The organism is Anabaena azotica SJ-1, assembly GCF_047275885.1.
GTDB classification, from domain to species: Bacteria; Cyanobacteriota; Cyanobacteriia; order Cyanobacteriales; family Nostocaceae; genus Trichormus_B; species Trichormus_B azotica_A.
This window is the reverse complement of the sequence record NZ_CP178454.1, coordinates 671,759-691,174: the sequence shown is the minus strand read 5'-3', so window position 1 is coordinate 691,174 and position 19,416 is coordinate 671,759. Positions and strand designations below refer to the sequence as shown.

At 35.4% G+C, this 19,416-nt stretch carries 14 protein-coding genes; 10 read left to right on the top strand and 4 right to left on the bottom strand.

All coding sequences use genetic code 11. The annotated features are described in order from the left end of the window. Window positions 1-42: 42 nt before the first annotated feature. The 8 genes from ACLLO5_RS02965 to ACLLO5_RS02930 all read left to right on the top strand — a co-directional run bounded on the left by ACLLO5_RS02965 (window position 43) and on the right by ACLLO5_RS02930 (window position 10,274). A complete protein-coding gene (locus tag ACLLO5_RS02965; RefSeq protein ID WP_413173995.1) occupies window positions 43-987 on the top strand; it encodes a hypothetical protein in 945 nt (314 codons plus the stop codon). Window positions 988-1,051: 64 nt separating this feature from the next. Then, on the top strand, window positions 1,052-2,881 hold the full coding sequence (hepA, locus tag ACLLO5_RS02960) for a heterocyst formation ABC transporter subunit HepA (protein ID WP_413173994.1): 1,830 nt from the start codon (window positions 1,052-1,054) through the stop codon (window positions 2,879-2,881). A 125-nt stretch (window positions 2,882-3,006) separates the two neighbouring features. Continuing rightward, on the top strand, window positions 3,007-4,173 hold the full coding sequence (locus ACLLO5_RS02955) for a glycosyltransferase family 1 protein (protein ID WP_413173993.1): 1,167 nt from the start codon (window positions 3,007-3,009) through the stop codon (window positions 4,171-4,173). 305 nt (window positions 4,174-4,478) lie between these two features. Next, a complete protein-coding gene (locus ACLLO5_RS02950; RefSeq protein ID WP_413173992.1) occupies window positions 4,479-5,468 on the top strand; it encodes a glycosyltransferase family 2 protein in 990 nt (329 codons plus the stop codon). 182 nt (window positions 5,469-5,650) lie between these two features. Next, complete coding sequence (locus ACLLO5_RS02945; protein ID WP_413173991.1) at window positions 5,651-6,853, top strand: glycosyltransferase family 4 protein; 1,203 nt, start codon at window positions 5,651-5,653, stop codon at window positions 6,851-6,853. Next, the gene (locus ACLLO5_RS02940) at window positions 6,771-7,739 is read left to right on the top strand and encodes a glycosyltransferase (RefSeq protein ID WP_413173990.1); all 969 of its coding nucleotides are present in this window, start codon (window positions 6,771-6,773) and stop codon (window positions 7,737-7,739) included. Before ACLLO5_RS02945 ends, ACLLO5_RS02940 begins: the two co-directional genes overlap by 83 nt. A 102-nt stretch (window positions 7,740-7,841) precedes the next feature. Further along, window positions 7,842-9,275: an O-antigen ligase family protein gene (locus ACLLO5_RS02935; protein ID WP_413173989.1), complete on the top strand. Its 1,434-nt coding sequence runs from the start codon at window positions 7,842-7,844 to the stop codon at window positions 9,273-9,275. 120 nt (window positions 9,276-9,395) lie between these two features. Next, entirely contained in the window at window positions 9,396-10,274 is an 879-nt protein-coding gene (locus ACLLO5_RS02930) for an aspartoacylase (protein ID WP_413173988.1), read from the top strand. Between the two features lie 345 nt (window positions 10,275-10,619). Here ACLLO5_RS02930 and ACLLO5_RS02925 read toward each other — a convergent pair whose 3' ends face one another. The 3 genes from ACLLO5_RS02925 to ACLLO5_RS02915 all read right to left on the bottom strand — a co-directional run bounded on the left by ACLLO5_RS02925 (window position 10,620) and on the right by ACLLO5_RS02915 (window position 15,340). After that, window positions 10,620-11,744 carry a glycosyltransferase family 4 protein gene (locus ACLLO5_RS02925; RefSeq protein WP_413173987.1) on the bottom strand — a complete coding sequence of 375 codons (1,125 nt, stop codon included), beginning with the start codon at window positions 11,742-11,744 and terminating at the stop codon, window positions 10,620-10,622. A 96-nt stretch (window positions 11,745-11,840) separates the two neighbouring features. Continuing rightward, on the bottom strand, window positions 11,841-12,623 hold the full coding sequence (locus ACLLO5_RS02920) for a PIG-L deacetylase family protein (RefSeq protein WP_413173986.1): 783 nt from the start codon (window positions 12,621-12,623) through the stop codon (window positions 11,841-11,843). A 494-nt stretch (window positions 12,624-13,117) separates the two neighbouring features. Continuing rightward, window positions 13,118-15,340 carry a hypothetical protein gene (locus tag ACLLO5_RS02915; RefSeq protein ID WP_413173985.1) on the bottom strand — a complete coding sequence of 741 codons (2,223 nt, stop codon included), beginning with the start codon at window positions 15,338-15,340 and terminating at the stop codon, window positions 13,118-13,120. An 842-nt stretch (window positions 15,341-16,182) separates the two neighbouring features. Here ACLLO5_RS02915 and ACLLO5_RS02910 point away from each other — a divergent pair. Further along, window positions 16,183-17,361 (top strand): glycosyltransferase family 4 protein, encoded by a 1,179-nt coding sequence (locus tag ACLLO5_RS02910; RefSeq protein ID WP_413173984.1) that lies wholly within the window; start codon window positions 16,183-16,185, stop codon window positions 17,359-17,361. A gap of 49 nt (window positions 17,362-17,410) precedes the next feature. Then, window positions 17,411-18,562, top strand: coding sequence for a glycosyltransferase family 4 protein (locus ACLLO5_RS02905; protein ID WP_413173983.1), 1,152 nt, complete (start codon window positions 17,411-17,413; stop codon window positions 18,560-18,562). A gap of 142 nt (window positions 18,563-18,704) precedes the next feature. On the opposite strand, the gene ACLLO5_RS02900 is transcribed toward ACLLO5_RS02905, so the two are convergent. Then, the gene (locus tag ACLLO5_RS02900) at window positions 18,705-18,968 is read right to left on the bottom strand and encodes a hypothetical protein (protein ID WP_413175997.1); all 264 of its coding nucleotides are present in this window, start codon (window positions 18,966-18,968) and stop codon (window positions 18,705-18,707) included. Window positions 18,969-19,416 lie beyond the last annotated feature (448 nt).

The window sequence follows — 19,416 nt, the reverse complement described above, 5'->3', positions numbered from 1 at the left end:
CGACCTTAGAATTATGTACGTAATTTAAAACATAAAATCGCAATGGATACAGCAATTTGTACGGTATTTGAAAAAGACTACCACTATGGTGTAGGAGCTTTAGTAAATTCTTTATATCATCACGGGTTTCGAGGCATATTTTGGGCAGGATATCGTGGTAATCTGCCACCTTGGGCTAAGTCTCTGCAAGCAGGGAATGGGTATCAAGAATTATCGATAAATGAAGGTTGTGCAGTCCGGTTTGTCAAACTAGAAACTCGTAAACATTTAGGTTTCTACAAGCCTGATTTTATGTCTCAATTATGGGAAAATTATTGCCCAAATGTTGAGGCATTATTTTATTTTGACCCTGATATCGTCAATAAATGTAGTTGGAACTTCTACGAAAATTGGGTGAGCCGAGGAATTGCCATTTGTGGCGATTCTTGGTATATTGTTCCTGCTAATCATCCCAAACGTTTAGCATGGAAAGAATTTGCAGAAAATAACGGTTTTATTTGTGAACGTGAATTAGATTATCACTACAATAGCGGCTTCATTGGTGTCCCTAAAAAATACAAATCTATCCTCACTCTTTGGCAGAAATTAGAAGAAATAGCTGAAATGTCAGGATATGCAAATTTAGAGGATCTTTATGGGGATAACACTTTTCATCAATATCCCTATCTGTATGGAGATCAGACTTATCTAAACTTAGCATTAATGCTAAATAATTCTCCTTTAAGTACCGTTGGCCCTGATGGGATGGATTTTGTTCCTGGTGGTACTATTATGTCTCACGCCACTGTCCCAAATATTAAACCTTGGCGTAAGCAAATAATTATCAGTGCTTTACAAGGTAGTTCTCCAACTATAACTGATAAATTGTATTGGCAGCATAGCCAAACACCAATTCAATTATATTCATCAGCAAAATTACTATGGCAACAATTTGAAATTCTCTTTGGTTCTGCTGTTGGGCGTTTTATTCGTCGCGCTCCCATGTAAATAGATCAATTATATTTTGACTATTGTTTTGGCGCTGAATTCTGAAAAAATCATTCCCAAATTTATGTATCTAAAATTGCCTACATCAACATTAAAAATTTTGCAAGCCACGAATTTTTGGCAGAATAATTATTTAATATTACGAGAGTTTAAACACTTTCGATTTATAGCATCTTTAGCTATAGTTTTTTCAGCTTTTGCTGCCAGTTTTGAAGGGTTTGGCTTAGGTTTTTTACTGGTGTTTCTGCAAAGCTTAACTACTCCTGGTTCTGAACCTGTGAAAACAGGGATTGAGTGGTTTGATATTTTGATTTTAGGAATTAACGCTTCAGCAAATGAACGATTATATCGCGTTTCAGCGTTAATCATCATTACAACCTGTATGCGTGCATCCTTTAATTATTTAGGACAGATTTGCATCCAGTTTAGTGAAATAAATTTAATAGATAATCTACGTAAAAGAATTTTTGAGCAATTAGCGGCTCAAAGTCTTAGTTATTTTGGTAAAAAAAATTCTGGAGAATTGATTAATACTCTCACCAATGAAATGGAGAGAATTAGACAAATTTTTGGAGGCATGGCTTTTTTAGTTACAAAAAGCTTAACACTAGTTGTTTATTCAATTTCATTATTTGTGTTGTCATGGCAACTTTCCATAGTTTCTGTTTTATTATTTAGTCTTTTAGCAGTAGGACTATCAACACTCAATAAACAAATTAGAGAACGTAGTTTTGCTATTACCAAAGCTAATGATAATTTTACTTCAAGGGCGCTAGAGTTTATCGAAGGTATCCGCACAGTTCATGCTTGTTCTACTCAAGAATTTGAACAACAGCGATATTATCAAGCTAGTGGCAATATAGTTAAGACTTGGAAGAGTGTTTATTGGATTTCTCTGCTAGTTAAGCCTCTAGCTGAAAGCCTATCTACTATGATTCTGATCTCAATGATTATTGTAGCTCTAGTGACAGGCTTAATGAAGATTTCTTCATTATTAACCTTCTTTTTTGTTCTCTTCCGTCTTGTGCCAATGACTCAAGATTTGAATGGAGTAATGGCTTTTTTAAGTACCCAAGCTGGAGCAGTAGAAAATCTCAGGGATCTCTTAAAGACAGAAGATAAAACTTATTTTCAAAATGGTCATATTCAATTTCATGGATTACAGCGAGGTATAGAAATAATAGCTCTAAATTTTGGTTATGAACCTCATAAACTGGTACTCAAAGATATCACTTTGACTATTGAAAAAGGTAAAATGGTCGCCTTAGTGGGTGCATCTGGTGGTGGTAAAAGTACATTAGCAGATTTAATAGCCAGATTTTACGAGCCAATAGATGGAAAAATTCTGATCGATGGACTGAATTTGCGAGAATTAGAAATTGATTCACTGCGTCGCAAAATGGCGATAGTTAGTCAAAAAACATTTATTTTCAATACTTCCATTCGCAACAATATTGCCTATGGAACACCAAACGCAACTGAAGCAGAAATTATAGAAGCCGCACGGTTGGCAAATGCTCTAGAATTTATCACAAAATTACCGCAAGGTTTAGATACTATTGTTGGTGCTGATGGGATTCAGTTATCTGGAGGACAACAACAGCGAATTGCTATTGCTCGTGCTTTGGTAAGAAACCCAGAAATTTTGATTTTAGATGAACCAACAAGTGCTTTAGATTCGATTACAGAACAGGTCATTCAAGAGTTATTAGAAAAATTCACAGTCGGACGTACAGTAATTGTCATTGCCCATAGATTTTCCACAATTGCTAAAGCAGATAAAGTAGTGGTGATTGAACAAGGAAAAATTGTCGAACAGGGAGCATATCAAAGCCTACTAGAACAACATGGTAAATTTTGGAAATATTATCAAGTTCAAAATGAAGTGAGATAGGTCAATAAATCAAGCTTTTAAACCTTTCATTTGTAAATTGAAGTAGGCAAAATAGGAGGATAAATAATAATTTATCCCGTCAGTTAGCAGATAAGTAAAAATTCACTACAAAAAACATAAAAAATATGATTAACAATCTTCCAGATCAATTTAATGGCAAAGTATATTTCTTCTGTGATCCTAGAGAGGAAACTAAGGCAGGAGATAAGTTTCAACATTTATTGATTTGTTTGGCAGAAGGATTTCGGGAACTGGGAATATCTTTCTTTTCCAATGTCAACTACTGGCAGGAATTCACAAAAGAAAATAAATATCTCTTTAATCATCAACCAGATATTACACCTGATGATTGTTCTATTGTGGTATTAACTAATAATTGGTTTCATATTAATTATCCTTTACCAGATAATTTATTTCATCCTCATCGTCCGTATATCACTGTGTATTTAGATGGTGAAGATAGTGATAAGACATACATAAAAAGACCGGAATTTAGACAATTTGATTTTATTCTTCGCAATCATTACAATAATAAACTCAAATATGGTAATAATTTTTATCCCTGGGCTTATGGCTTGAGTAATCGGATTTTGCAGGAAGTACAAGAAGTTCCCAATTTTCATAATAGGAAAAATCAAATTCTGATTAATTTTAGGCATTGGAAAAAAGGTCATCCCGTTAGAAATTTTAGTGCTAATATCTTCATCCCTCACATTAAAAATATTCTACAGGTAGATAATAGTATTGATCATCCAGATAACCATTCAACCGACCCATATCATGAGTTGCAATGGTTACAAACTGGTAAGCGCCATTATCCAAGTTATTATAACCGACTCAAAAATTCCCTGGCTTGTGCTTGTTTTGGAGGCTTTTTTGTTCCTGGTTGGCCTAATGATCCAGGTATGTTAATGAATCGGATTGGCAAGAATCTTCTGAGCAATCTGAGATTGAAATCTAATACAGTTGTACAGTGGGATAGTTGGCGATTTTGGGAGTCCTTAGCAGCTGGCTGTACTACTTTTCATTTGGATTTTGAGAAATATGGGCTTTGTCTTCCTGTCATGCCTGAAAATTGGCGGCATTATATTGGCATAGACTTAGATAATGTACAAGCAACTATTAATAGAATAGCTGATGAACCAAAAATTTTAGAAAAAATTGCTGTAGAAGGAAGGGAGTGGGCAATCGAAAATTATAGTCCAGTGCCGACTGCATTACGTTTTTTAGAAACTATCTACCAACAACCAATAAATAGAAAAACTCAAGTAGAAACATTGATGAATATCTGATTAATTATCTTTTTTGGAGTTGATTGGTTATCAATTAGCTTTTTATTGGTGTTTATCAGTAAGATTCCAATTTTGTTAAAAAATCACGGGACTAATTAAACAAATCTTGGAAAATCTCTCTCATTGTCTACGATTTGTTCCGTGAATGCATTTTTTCGTAGTCCTTGAAGGTTTATTTCAGTCCTTGGATAAGTTGTCAGGTCAGATGAGAAGAAACTTAAACATCTGGGATGGTCTTTATTTATCTGTGTGGCTCTGCGATTAATTCATATTATTTACTTTTGCAAAAATACCGGGTTTGAATAATGACTATTAATTCTAAATTACCAGAACCACTAGTTAGTGTGATTATTCCTACTTATAACAGATCAAAATATCTAGAACAAGCTATTGCTAGTGCTGTTAAACAGACTTATCAAAATATTGAAATTATTGTTTCTGATAATTGTAGTCCTGAGAATCCTCAAAATTTGGTTGCATCTTTTGGTGATTCTCGCATCAAATTTTGGCGGCATAAAGAAAATGTGGGAATGCTAAATAATCAGATGAATGCTTTCAAAATGGCACGGGGTAAATATGTAGCTAGTCTTCATGATGATGATATATGGAATCAAGATTTTTTAGCTAAACTCATACCAGCACTAGAAGCAAATTCTAACTTAATTCTGGCTTTCTGTGACCAATATATTATTGATGCTCAAGGTGAAATTAATGCTGCTGCTACGGAAGGAAATTCACGCAGTTATAAGCGTGATCAAATCGCTTCAGGAATTCATGAGGATTTTCAAAAAATTGGCTTAGTTGATAAAAGTATTCCTACTGCGGCAGCTTGTGTAATTCGTAATGGTTTGATCGATTGGGATAGTATTCCTTCAGAGGTTGGGGGAATGTGGGATTTATATTTAACTTATCTGTGTTATATATCAGGATACGCTGTTTATTATTATCCAGAAAAATTGACCTATTATCGTGAGCATGAGCAAACTGATACTATGCTCAGTGGTAGACGTAATGTACAGGCAAAAATTCGCAAGGCTAAAAGTGAAATGTTCTGTTATCAGATTTTTATGGAAGATGTGCGTTTACAGGAGTTTCATTCACACTTTAAAAGATTATGGTTAGAAGCTAATACAACTTTAGGGATTGGGTTGTTACTAGATAAAGAAGTAAAAGCAGCGCGTTCTTATTTTTGGCAAGCTTTGCATGAGCAAAAATTTAATTTGCGGACTTTAACTGCACTCACTCTCAGTTTTACACCTTCGATCATAACTAATAAGGTACTGGGTGTTTACTAAATAGGGAATTAATTTTTATTAGGACTTACGCAAGTGTCACACCAAACATCTATTTTATGGTGCGTCAGATATCAAATATCTGTTTATTTGCAGGATTTATGAAGTCTGACGCACCCTACTAATATGCCAGTTGCGTAAGTCCTGTTTATCTGTAATTGATTTATAAAATTAAGAGGTGATGAATGAGAATTTGCATTGTTACTCATAAAATCCGAAAAGGCGATGGTCAAGGACGAGTCAATTATGAAGTAGCTATGGAAGCACTCCGTCGTGGTCATGACTTGACATTATTATCGAGTGAAATAGCACCTGAATTAGAACACAATAGTGCAGTAAATTGGGTTTCTATTCCTGTTGATGGATATCCGAGTGAATTTGTTCGCAATTTTGTATTTGCTAAAAAAAGTGGTGATTGGTTACGTCAACATCGAGGTGAAGTTGATTTAATTAAAGCCAATGGTGCGATTACCATGGGCGCTACTGATGTCAATGCGGTGCATTTTGTCCATAGTTCTTGGTGGAAATCACCTGTACATATTTCCCGTGAACATAGAGATTTATATGGTTTATATCAGTGGCTATATACTGCTATTAATGCCTATGGAGAAAAACAAGCTTTCCGCCAAACTAAAGTTGTTGTTGCCGTATCTAGTAAGGTAGCAGATGAATTAGTGAATATTGGTGTCCCCTGTGATAAAATTCGCGTTATTGTCAATGGAGTTGACTTACAAGAATTTTCTCCAGGTGTGACTTCTCGCCAAAAATTGTGTTTACCAGAAAATGTCACCTTGGCATTGTTTGCTGGAGATATTCGCATTTCTCGTAAAAACTTAGATACTGTACTTCATGCCTTAGTAAAAGTTCCTGATTTACATTTAGCAGTTGTTGGCGAAACCAAAGATAGCCCCTATCCAGAAATGGTTGCGGACTTAAAATTAACTGAACGGGTACATTTTTTAGGTTATCGCCGTGATATGCCGCAAATTCAACAGGCATCAGATTTATTCGTTTTTCCTTCCCGTTATGAACCTTTTGGGTTAGTAGTAATTGAAGCAATGGCTTCTGGTTTACCTGTGATTACTGCTAAAACGACTGGTGCGGCTGATTTAGTGACACCAGCTTGTGGAATTGTTTTACCTGATTGTGATGATGTTGATACTTTAGCCGATGCTTTGAAATTATTAAATAGCGATCGCACACTACGTCAACAAATGGGTAAAGTCGCTCGTAGCATTGCTGAACAACATAGCTGGGCAACTATGGCACAAACCTATTTAGATTTATTTGAAGAGTTAATTAAACATGAGGAATACAGTTCTCATCCCCACTTATCGCCGTCCTCAAGACTTGTTACGCTGCCTTTCCGCACTGCAAGTCCAAACTAAACCAGTTGATCAGGCTATTGTCGTAGTTCGAGATACAGATACAGAAACTTGGCAATTCTTGAGCCAATTTTCTCCCTACAACCTACCATTACAAACTGTCACAGTCACACAGCCTGGAGTCGTCGCAGCCCTCAACGCCGGACTAGCAGCAGTAACAGGAGACATCGTTTCCATCACAGATGATGATGCCGCACCCCATCCTGATTGGTTGCAAAAAATTACTGCTCATTTTCAAACCGATGGTTGCATAGGTGGTGTTGGTGGGCGTGATTGGGTACACAGGGGTGAAAATATAGAAGATGGTTCATGTTCAATAGTAGGGCGTTTACAGTGGTTTGGGCGTGTAATTGGCAACCATCATCTGGGAATAGGAGAACCCCGTGAAGTGGATGTTCTCAAAGGTGTAAATATGAGTTTCCGTACACAGGCGATCGGCAAATTGCAATTTGATCAAAGAATGCGAGGAACTGGCGCACAAGTACATTTTGAAATGGCATTTACCTTTGCACTCCAACGCGCAGGTTGGAAAATCATTTACGATCCCAGGGTAGCCGTAGATCACTATCCAGCCCAACGCTTTGATGAAGACCAACGCCAAAACTTTAATGAAATTGCCTGTACTAACTTAGTCCACAATGAAACCGTAGTTTTATTAGAACATCTGTCTCCATTACGCCGAATCGCCTTTTTATTCTGGGCAATATTAGTAGGCACAAAAGACTGTTTTGGCTTGGTTCAATGGCTGAGATTTTTTCCCAGTCAAGGCACCATTGTCAATAAAAAATTGCAAGCATCTTTGCGTGGAAGATGGCAAGGATGGCAAACAAATCAATTCAAAATTCAAAATCAAGCCTCTGGCACGCTCCCCTACCCTCATAAAATCTAAAATTCCAGATCATTACCGTCTTCTGCTCTTTTAATTTTGGGTTGACGATTTTAGATAGTTCAATCCAAAATCCAAAATCCAAAATCTAAAATTCCCAATAGTATGCTTTCTAAACAAATACTTTTTAATAGTTTTTCACAATCTACCTTTTCTCCACAAGATCGATCTGCACAGAGTTGGATAGTTATTCTAGGCTTTTTATTATTAATAGCAACTTGCTACTTTGGCGGTGCAGCCAGCTTATTGCGGCTAGTTTTTCCCGCCACATCTTTATTGGTAGCCATATTTTTATACTTGCGTCATCCCATTCTGTACATCGGCTTTACTTGGTGGATTTGGTTTCTCACACCTTTACTCACTCGTTTAGTTGATTATCGAGTTGGTTGGGACCCGACCCGTCAAATGCTCATAGCCCCATATTTAGTGGTATTTGTTACCATTGCCACTTTATTCAAACATTTACCTAATGCCATTCGTCAAGGCGGTTTACCTTTTATCTTGGGTGCTATTGGTGTATTTTATGGTTTTTTGATAGGCTTGATTTTTAATCAACCAGTTCCAGTGATACGCGGTTTTTTAGACTGGTTAAGCCCCATTATTTTCGCTTTTCATTTATTTATGAATTGGCGAGATTACCCCAGCTATCGCCAACACTTTCAGCGTGTATTTATCTGGTGCGTTTTAATTACAGGAGCTTACGGTGTATATCAATTTGTTGCTGCTCCTGAATGGGATAAATTTTGGTTAATTGAATCAAAAATGTTCACTAGTGCTGGTGATCCTGTAGCATTTGGAATGCGGGTTTGGAGTACATTGCACTCACCAGGTCCATTTGGTACGGTGATGCAAACGGGATTGCTGTTATTATTTACCAGTACAGGCCCGTTAATTTTTCCTGCCTCAGCCGTTGGATATCTATCATTTTTACTTTCACAAGTACGTACTAGTTGGGGTGGGTGGTTATTAGGAATAATCCTCATTTTTGGTTCAGTGAAAACCAAAATTCAACTGCGCTTAATTACGATCATTTTAGTCATGGCTATGTGTGTCGTGCCATTAGTGACTATTGAGCCTATTTCCAAAGTCGTGACTACTCGTTTAGAAAGTTTTTCCAATTTGGAAAAAGATGGTAGCTTTAAAGACAGATCAGAAACTTATGATCGAAATCTCAATTTAGCCCTTACTACTGTTCTCGGTAATGGTTTAGGAAATATTTGGAAGGTCAATGAAAAAACTGGACAAATAGAAGTTATCGTCATTGACAGTGGTATTTTAGATATGTTTTTTACTTTAGGTTGGTTCGGTGCTATACCTTATATTACTGGGTTAGTCTTGATGCTGGTCAGTGTGAGCAGGTATACTGAAGGTCGCTTTGATAGTTTTGTCAGTGCTGCTCGTGCTATTAGTATCAGTTCCTGCGCTCAGTTAATTATCTATAGCGGGATGTTGAGTGTGGCAGGTATGATTATGTGGGGATTTTTGGCTATGGCTATGGCAGCACATAAATACTATCAGCATCAAGGAATGAAGATGTAGCTTATATTGCCATCCTCAATTTTTAGTGAACAACAAGATTCCCGGTTTCTTCAAGAAGTCGGGAATTTGATACTTGCCAATTTCTAATTTTTATCAAAGTTGTGTCTACATGAGGTAATTATGAATCCAATCAATCGGTTGGCAATTGTGGGAGGAATTCATGGTAATGAATTAATCGGAGTTTATTTAGTTAAAAAATTCCAAAAACATCCCCATTTAATTAACAGAAATAGTTTTGAAACTGTAACATTATTAGGCAATCCCAAAGCTATTTTAGCCCGTACAAGATATATTGATATTGATTTGAATCGGTGCTTTATGGGAGATAATTTACCAGCTACTACATCTTCAACTTATGAGGAATTAAGAGCCAAAGAAATTCAAGCAATACTGAAACCACAAAATCAGGAATCTGTAGATGTAATTATTGATTTACACACTACTACAGCCAATATGGGATTATGTATTATTCTTGGAAATATGCATCCATTTTTACTCGGTTTAGCTGCTTATTTAAGTGCAATTAATCCTTTAGTAAAAGTTTATATTCATCAGCAAGCTAGAAACAGTGGCTTTCTCCGTTCCCTGTGTCAATTAGGTTTTTCTATAGAAGTTGGTGCTGTAGCTCAAGGTATTTTAGATGGGGAATTATTTAAACAAACTGAAAATCTTGTTTATGCAGTCTTAGACTATTTTGAAGATTTTAATAAAGGTAAAACTCCTCTAATTCAAAACAGTCTCAATGTTTATAGAGCTAGTGGTGTAGTCGATTATCCCAGAAATGAAGATGGGGATATTGCAGCTATGATTCACCCCCAACTTCAGTTTAGAGATTATCAACCTCTACATTCTGGTGATCCACTGTTTCTAACTTTTGAAAGCAAAGAAATTTTTTATGAAGGAGAATCTACTGTATATCCCATTTTTATTAATGAAGCTGCTTATTATGAAAAAGGAATTGCTATGTATCTCAGCCAAAAAGAAGTAATTTATCTATAGCGGTTTTCACTTGAGTGAGATACGATTAGTAAATCGCTCACCCTGTAGGGACGAGGTTTCTAAGCCCTAGATAGTATTTCATCTGATCGAGAATCGCACCCATACTATATAGCAGTGAATAGGTAATAAAAAAGGTTCTTCAGTACCTAATATGCAAAATCTAGACAAAAAATGTCAGAAAGCAGACAGCATATAAGAAATGAACCATAATTCTGAATATTATGCCAAAATAATTATCTCTTTCCCCTGTTAAGAGTTCCCTCTTATCGACTGATAATTTAGCATAACAAGTACAGAAGAACCATAAAAAAGAGGGGAAGTAAATTTGTAGGCAGTTGGTGATTGCTATTTACCTGTTACTAATTCTCTAGGTTTGATTGTTCTGATGACATTATATTGTCTGGTTAACTCACGGTAAACATTCAATGTTTCTTCATTTACTCGTGTGGCGCTAAATCTTTCTAGGTTTTGTTTAGCGCGAAATTTCCATTTTTGTAATTGTTTGGTATCGCTGAGTAATTGCGCCAATGCATTGGCTAACTTTTGACTATCTTTAGGAGGAACTAAAATACCAGCTTGCCGATGATCTAATGTTTCTGGAATGCCATCTATATCACTGGCGACAATTGCACAACCAGCTTCTCTTGCTTCTGTTAAGACTAAACCAAATGATTCGCAATGTGAAGCTAAAACAAATATATCTGTGGATAACATATAACGTTGAGGTTCTGGTTGAAAACCTTCAAAATGAATACGTTGATGTAATCCTTTATCTCTAAATAGTTTACTGTTAATAATATTCTCAAACATTGCCCGATCTGGCCCATCTCCTACTAGATAAAGATGGGCTTTGGGAAAATCTTTTGCAATTAAATTGAATGCTTCAATTAATTCACCTATTCCTTTGCGGGTATACATTCCAGCTACAGTGGTGATGGCTGGATGATGGAGTGGGAGAGGTTGGTAATCTTGAATTTTTCTATGTCTAGGACTGTTTAATGTTCCGTTAGCAACTACCCGCAATTTTTTAGCTGGGATACCACGATGAATCATGGAATCAGCTACTGCATGACTAACTGCGATGACGCGATCTGCTAATCCCATTAATACGGCACTACGTTGAAATTCATTATGTACAGTAGAAACTAAACTATATTGACCACTATTTTTGAAAATACCTGCTAACACAACTCCTGTCATCATGTGGGCATGAACAATATCTGGTTGAAATTCTTTGATAATTTCTCGATAGCGCCAAGCGGCTTTGATCATGTTTACTGGTGTGCGCGATTGATCTAATTTAAAGTGGGAAATACCATGATTTGCTAATAATGTTTCATATTCTCCACCTGCTGATGCGACAGCAACATCAAGATTTTTTTTTGTTTGTAAACAGGCTAAGTCTACTGCCACATTGACAATTCCGTTACCGATTTTTTGGACATGGTTTGTAATGTGTAAAATTCGCATTTAATTTTTCTCCACAGCAATTATTTTTAACAAATATCATGATGCTTATTACTAGATATTTCACCTTGATTGAATTCTCAAATAAATTTGTAGGAACTAAGGTTCAGATTTAAAGAAGATTTCTGGTGAATTTAAAAATCGGTTGATAAAGCCACTAGGTAGGGTCTGAATTTGGGAAGGATAGGCGGCGATCGCTTGATTTTTTTTCTCTTGTACTGTGGTAATTGATAACCGATAAGCTGCTGTAATATCCTGTAATTTCAAAAGAATAAATAAGGGCGCTCTCCAGAATACCCAAATTGGATACTGTAGGAGTTCTACTGTTATTTTAGCTTGTGCGATCGCTTCCTTAACCAAGTAAAATGTTGCCTCATGATCTTTATGACAATCTTTATGATGAGGAACATAAACTTCCCCTGGTTGATAACGCTTTAGCAATTCAGAAATCTGTTCAATTGTTTGTTCTCTTTCCTCTGCTTTTAAATCTGGTAAAGTACCATCTGGTTTATCTAAAAAGTGAATTTCTGAAGGCTGGACTCCCAAAATACCTAACGCATTTAAGGATTCTTGTTTACGAATCTGAATAATTTGATTTTGAATATTTGTGTCTGAACCGTGAGAACCTCGTCCATCTGTTAAAAAAGTGACAACTACAGATAGTCCTTGCTCCCTTTTTTGGGCAATCATTCCACCACAACCCAAGGTTTCATCATCTTGATGGGGAGAAAAAACCATTGCTGATTTTTGACTAAATTTTAATGGCTGACTTCCCCAACGTAAAATCCATTTGGAGAGTAAATTTGCATGAATATATTGCATTTGGTTTAACAAATCCTTGGGGATGAGTTTTTCTAATTTAATCAGACTAGTTTTATCCATTTGTTTTTTCTATTTAATAAGTTGAAAATACTAATTGAAGCCGTACATTTTTTAAATTCAACTTAAAATTCCCCTAAATAAGCATTTATTCTGACTCATGAAATCATATTTAAACTGCAAAAAGCATTTATTTTTATCATAATTAAATATAGCCTCGCGTATTTATTTTTTGTGTGAATTTGCTCTATTAATATGAAGAATAAATCAGCAGTAACTCAGGAGTTATTTTCTACTTATATAAAAATCTAATTGTATTGATCCAGCAGTGAATATAAAAATTAATATAGCACTAGACAGGGTGATTAGGACATGAATTAATGGTGAAATTCAGACTACAAAATGGTTTTACCTCTGATTTCTGACTCCTGCTATATTATTGATATTTTGCTGATCTTGTGGACATGAACAATGTATAAAAAATCTTAAATAGGGGTTTAACAATGCTAAACCCCTACAGCTTCAAATTTTTTAGTGAATTTTAGGAATTTGTTTCTTCACATTGAAAAACGATAAATGATTACCTTTCCGTTCATATTTTCCTCTGCAAACACTAAGTATTCACCATTAGCACGGCGAAAAGCCCGGATACCGTGGGGGATATCAACCCAGCCACTTTCTCCACCAACTTCTGGCCCAGGACTGAACTTACGTACAAATTTACCTGTAGCAGCTTTATAGACATATACCTCCGCGGTTTTCACTGTCACCGCAAACACATAATCACCAGCTACACTCATGGCCGCAGTCGAAACTTCACGCTTCCCAGTGGAATCATAAGGAACTACAGTCCGCCATTTAGGAGTGCGATTTCCTTTACTCCAATTATCAAACCTGGCAATTTCTGATCCAACAACTCCAGTGTCATCACCAGAAGCTGGATGATCTACAGTAAAACCTGACAAATACATAGTATCTGTTTCAGGAAAATACTCAATTCGCCGCAAATCTTTAAACACACTAGGAGTTTTGTGTTTTTGCATTGAATTATAAGTATAAATGGGGTTTCCTTTACTATCTAATCCCTGTAAAGGATAATGACGAATCCCATCTTCAGTTCGCAAAGTTTTCCAAACATCACCTTTAGTATCTACCCACCAACCACCGATGTAGGGATAATCTTCACTGCTGTCATATTCATTTTGATCAAATGCTCCATTACCATTTTTATCTCGCCAAATCCATTCACCTTTGACTGGTTGATAGGGAGGCCAATTACCAGAAATGGATTTACCTTGATCATTAGTTCCCACAAATAGCCCCGCAGGAACAGCAATATTACCATCTGTAGTTGGTTGAAAACGATAAATTTGCAGTAAGCTACCAAACATATCTGTGAGGAATAAAAAAGGCTTCCCTTGAATACGACGGAAAATAGGCCCATCTGGGGATGTATGTAAACGAGGATCTTGAGGATATTTAAAAGGATTAAGTGTGTAGGCTTTATAAGTCCATTGTTTGCCAGATGGTTTACTATAATCTATCGAGTATTTTTCATGCTTGGTGAATACATCTACACCATCACTTTTGGGGTCAGTATCTGCATTATCTACAAATATTAAACCCAGTAATTGCCATTGTTGTTGTCCCGATGCGGAAAATTTTCTTAAATCTGTACCTGATTTATTAAAACCATTGTTGTTTATATATATATTGTCTTTGCTGTCTGTACCAACTCCTGTAATTCCATAGAATTTTAAACTTTGAACTTCACCAGAAACGCCACTATAAATACCATTTTTAGCTCCCAATGTTCCTACTTGTATAGGCTGATTTTTGATATTGTAAATTAGCACTTGTTGACGGATGCCATTTTCTGCTACTAATAACCTGTCTTGTTTGTAAGTTGCGATCGCTGTTGGATCAACCACATCTACAATTTGTTGCGGTAATTTTTTTCCTGTTTGAGAATAATGAACAATCTTGCCAACTGTATTACCTTTCTTAGTTTGAATAATCCACAAATCTCCTTGTAGATCAATAGCTATTCCTCCAGGATTGGTAACAGTAAATTTGCCTATCTCCAGCATTGTTTCAGTATTGTAAATTCGCACAATGTTGGCATCAGCATTACTAACAAATAATTTATCACCTACAGTTGCTAATCCAGTTACTTCATTCTTTTCACTGGTAATTAACATACTTTTATCCCAACCATTACCTGCCGGAAAAGGTACTGGTTTTCCTGCTAGATTATAACGTCTGACACAATACCAAATTTTACCTTCTGGTGGATAACCGTCTTTTCCATTATTCATTCCACTTTGGGACATAGCAATATAAATATATTTGCTATTGGCTGTTACTGCTTTACCGCCGAGACGATTCCAGCCATGAATATCTTCTAGAAAACCGATAACCTTACCATCTTTATATATTCCTGCTTCTCCTCCAGCTTCATCCCAATAACTATTAGTATAAATTTCACCATTTTTTGTTACATACATTGCCTCCACATTATTTTGGACTCGTAATTTACCTTTGCCGACAGTATTACCAAGCCAAGAAGTTTTATAAGTGAATGCAGGTGCTGTAGTGGTTTTCGTCGTGGCTGAGTCCATTGTCATACCCACGAATGTCACCATTAATCCACAAGTTAGACCGAGTAAAATATTGAAGGCTATTTTTGTGCGCCCATATCTACTCTGAATTAAATTCTTGATGATTTGATTCAGCTTGTCACCGATATTTTTAATTTGGGGAATGAATCTATTTTTCATATAATTGCTCTGATTGCATATTGGCAATTATCATTACTGGTAAACTTATGGTTGTTCTATTTCGATATATTGCACAATTCCCAACTAATTACAGAATGTAGGGTAAGTGGGATTGTTATATGTAATGGAGAATTGGTATATGCATCTGTATCAGACATCAATAACCTAACAAATAAATGTTGTTAATTATATTTTTTCATCAAAACTTTATAAAGAAAATATATTTTTTTAACACAGCTATTATTAATCAAGACCAAAGTTTGATTTGGATGAAAAACTGTAACAAGAAATATTATCTAAGTAAATTCAAATACAATATTTATCAAAAATTACCCCTCTAGGTAGATATAATTATGCAGAAAATTCTGAATCCTAGAAAGTAAATAGAGAATTATAGACGTAAAAAGAAAATCTTCAGCCTCTATCCCAGTGATTCTCCTTTTTTTTAATCAATGATGAAAAGTAACATTTATTATGAGTAAAAAAATAGTAAACTAATTAAATTTGTTATAAATCACACCAACTTATCCAAGTAAATTTACGATATATAAAAATAATTTATTAAAAACTAGACTGATTAATGATTTTTTAACCGGATTTACAGTTTAATCAAGTGATGTTTTTGATCATAAATTGTATCAGGTGATCCGATTTTGGCTTTTGGATTAATTCCACGGATAAATCTGAGGGCTTGTACATCAAGGAATAAGTGATCAAACCAAAATACTAAATAAATACAGTGTTGAGAATTTCAACCTCTCAATAATAGTAATTAAGGACTGAAACTAAAAAAAATGATTTTAGTGTGGAAGCAAACTCAATTCCTTAGAGGAGATAATTAGGTGGAAGGTAACAAAAAAAATTATGAATCAAGTTCTGCATCTATCCTCACCTTGGGAACTGGCTGGTTTCCCAAAACCCCAGGAGGATTGGAAAGGTATATTCATGAACTAACTCATAAATTAGCAGATAATCAAGATCAGGTAGAGTTATGTGGTGTGGGTTTACCCAGTGAAGCCAAAAATATACCTATTAAGCTAACTAATTTAGCTGATCCAGATAGTCCTATTTGGCAAAGATTGTGGTCAATTCGCACCAATTTCCAGAAAAGTAGATTGGAGAAACCAGACGCTATTAATCTACATTTTGCATTATATAGCTTTCCCATTATGGATCTTTTACCTAAAGATGTACCAGTTACTTTTAATTTTCATGGGCCTTGGGCTTCTGAAAGTCAAGAAGAAGTGGTAGACCAGAAACTTAGTATTTGGCTGAAATGGCAGTTGATAGAAAAAAATACTTATAACCGATGCGATCGCTTTATAGTTTTGAGTCAAGCTTTTGGTAATATTTTACATCAAAGATATCAAATTCCTTGGAGTAAAATTAATGTTATACCTGGTGGAGTTGATATTCATCACTTTCAAAATAATTGCTCTCGTGAAGATGCAAGACTAAAACTAAATTGGCCGACTAATCGACCGATATTATTCACATCTCGCCGTTTAGTACATCGCATGGGAATTGATAAATTATTACACGCATTAGCGATTATTAAACCGAGAATTCCTGATATTTGGTTAGCTATAGCTGGTCGTGGTCATCTTCAAGAAATGCTCCAACAACAAGTTCTAGAATTAGGACTAGAAAATAACGTTAAATTCTTAGGATTTTTACCAGATGAAGATTTACCAATAGCTTATCAAGCTGCTAATTTAACTGTAATGCCTAGTCAATCTTTTGAAGGTTTTGGATTAGCAATTCTTGAATCTTTAGCCTGTGGTACTCCAGTTTTATGTACACCAGTAGGAGGAATGCCGGAAATTTTACAAGGATTTTCACCAGATTTAATTACTGATTCCATCACGATTGAAAGTATCGCCGAAAAATTAGAACTAGCAATGTTAGAAAAAATTCCTTTACCTACTAGAGAAGAATGCCGCTATTACACAGTTCAAAATTATGATTGGACTAATATTGCTCAAAAAGTAAGGCAAGTTATTTTAGCTGAAAAAAATTAGAAATTTAGCGCCGATAAATACAGATAAACACAAATTAAAGCATTGGAACATGAAAATTTTGTTTTTGGATCAAAGTGGTAAACCAGGTGGCGCTGAGTTATGTTTAATAGATATTGCTAAACCCTATGCAGATAGTTCTCTTGTAGGGTTATTTGCAGATGGTGATTTTAGAAAATTACTACAGCAGCATCAAATACCTGTAGAAATTTTAGCAACTCAAGCTATTAAAGTTAATAAAGATAGTGGTTTGTTGGCAGCATTAGGGAGTTTAGGTCAACTCATCCCCCTAATTAATCAAGTAGTGCAACGTGCCAAGAAATATGATTTAATTTACGCTAATACTCAAAAAGCCTTGGTTGTGGGTGCTATTGCAAGTTTTTTATCTCGTTGTCCTTTAGTTTATCATTTACACGATATTCTCTCTATAGAACATTTTAGCAAAACTAATTTGCGTGTCGCTATTACGTTAATTAATCAGTTTGCTTCCTTAGTAATTGCTAATTCTCAAGCTAGTAAACAGGCATTTTTAGAAGCTGGAGGAAAATCAAATATTATTGAAGTTGTCTATAATGGTTTTGAATTGCATAATTATCAAATCTCTGTACAAAGTGGTATAAAAATAAAACAAGAATTAAATTTAGAAGATAAATTTATAATTGGGCATTTCAGCCGTTTATCACCTTGGAAAGGTCAGCACATTTTAATTAATGCACTTGTCAATTGTCCAGAAAATGTCACAGCAATTTTAGTGGGCGATGCTTTATTTGGTGAACAAGATTACGTAAAAGATTTACACCAAAAAGTTACTTCTTTGGGATTAGAAGATAGGGTAAAATTTTTAGGATTTCGCGCTGATATTCCCCAATTAATGACAGCTTGTGATTTGGTGGCACATACATCAACAGCCCCTGAACCTTTTGGTAGAGTTATTGTTGAAGCTATGCTTTGTGGTAAACCTGTGGTTGCTGCTAAAGCTGGAGGGGTAATGGAATTAGTGGAACATGAAATAAATGGTTTTTTAGTCACACCAGGAAACCCACAGGAATTAGCAGAGGTGATTAATAGCTGTGTTCAGGATTCTCACAAAACTGAAATTATTGCTCAAAATGCCCGAATTAGTGCCAGCTTGCGTTTTGATGTAACAACTATTAATCAGCAGATTAGTAAATTACTGCATTTATTAGCGAACAATGTACAATGAAAAGAAAAGAGGGAATAGGGAATAGGGAATAGGGAACAGGAAGACAATCTGTGTTATTAATTCTGTCTAAGTGCTTATTGAACAAGGTGTCAACTATTCCATACTTTACACTTTATCCCCTGCTTGTTGATTCATACTAAATTTACGCTGCTTCTCGCCTCGATGAATTAATATTAACTTCTGGAAATGGCAGCGAAAGTTGTTCCACTGGTGGTACTGCTGCTTCCTCTAAGACGGTGACTTCAATCTTTACACTCACCAAATAACTGCCTGTATCTGCACCCACTGCTTCGGCAATTAATTTGGCAATGTCTGGGCGTTTTGCTGTTAGTGGGTCACGTAATATGTATCGGTCCCATTCGTGCTTGGCAGTTGGATTAAGATTGAGAATGTAATGCTTCATCATAGAACTATCCATTGAATCCATCTTCCAGAAGGCTTTTAGAGAGTGGACGCTATAAAGTTATTATAGTATATATGTACTGACTTGGGAAGATCAGAGGCACAGGCTTTTTTAGATTTTTAGCAATACTCCCTCTTAGATAAATACTTAGAGGTGAATTTATGATTTTTCACGGTAATAATGGCAACTAAATTTTTATAAGTATTACTTCGTAAGTGATAAATTGGATGATGTTACTAAGCATAGAATTTAATTATGTCTAACATAGACTTACTACGGCATTTTTAGGAAATTACTTAAAAGTAATGAGTATAAAATATATTTATATTGAATAAGTGCTTAAATGAATTGTATTTTTTATTTTGACTTTCTAGTAAAAATCCTTAATAATAAACCTCATTAGAAAAGAAATCTAATTTCTTTTTCTCAGGGTTAAAAGGGTAAAAAAGGG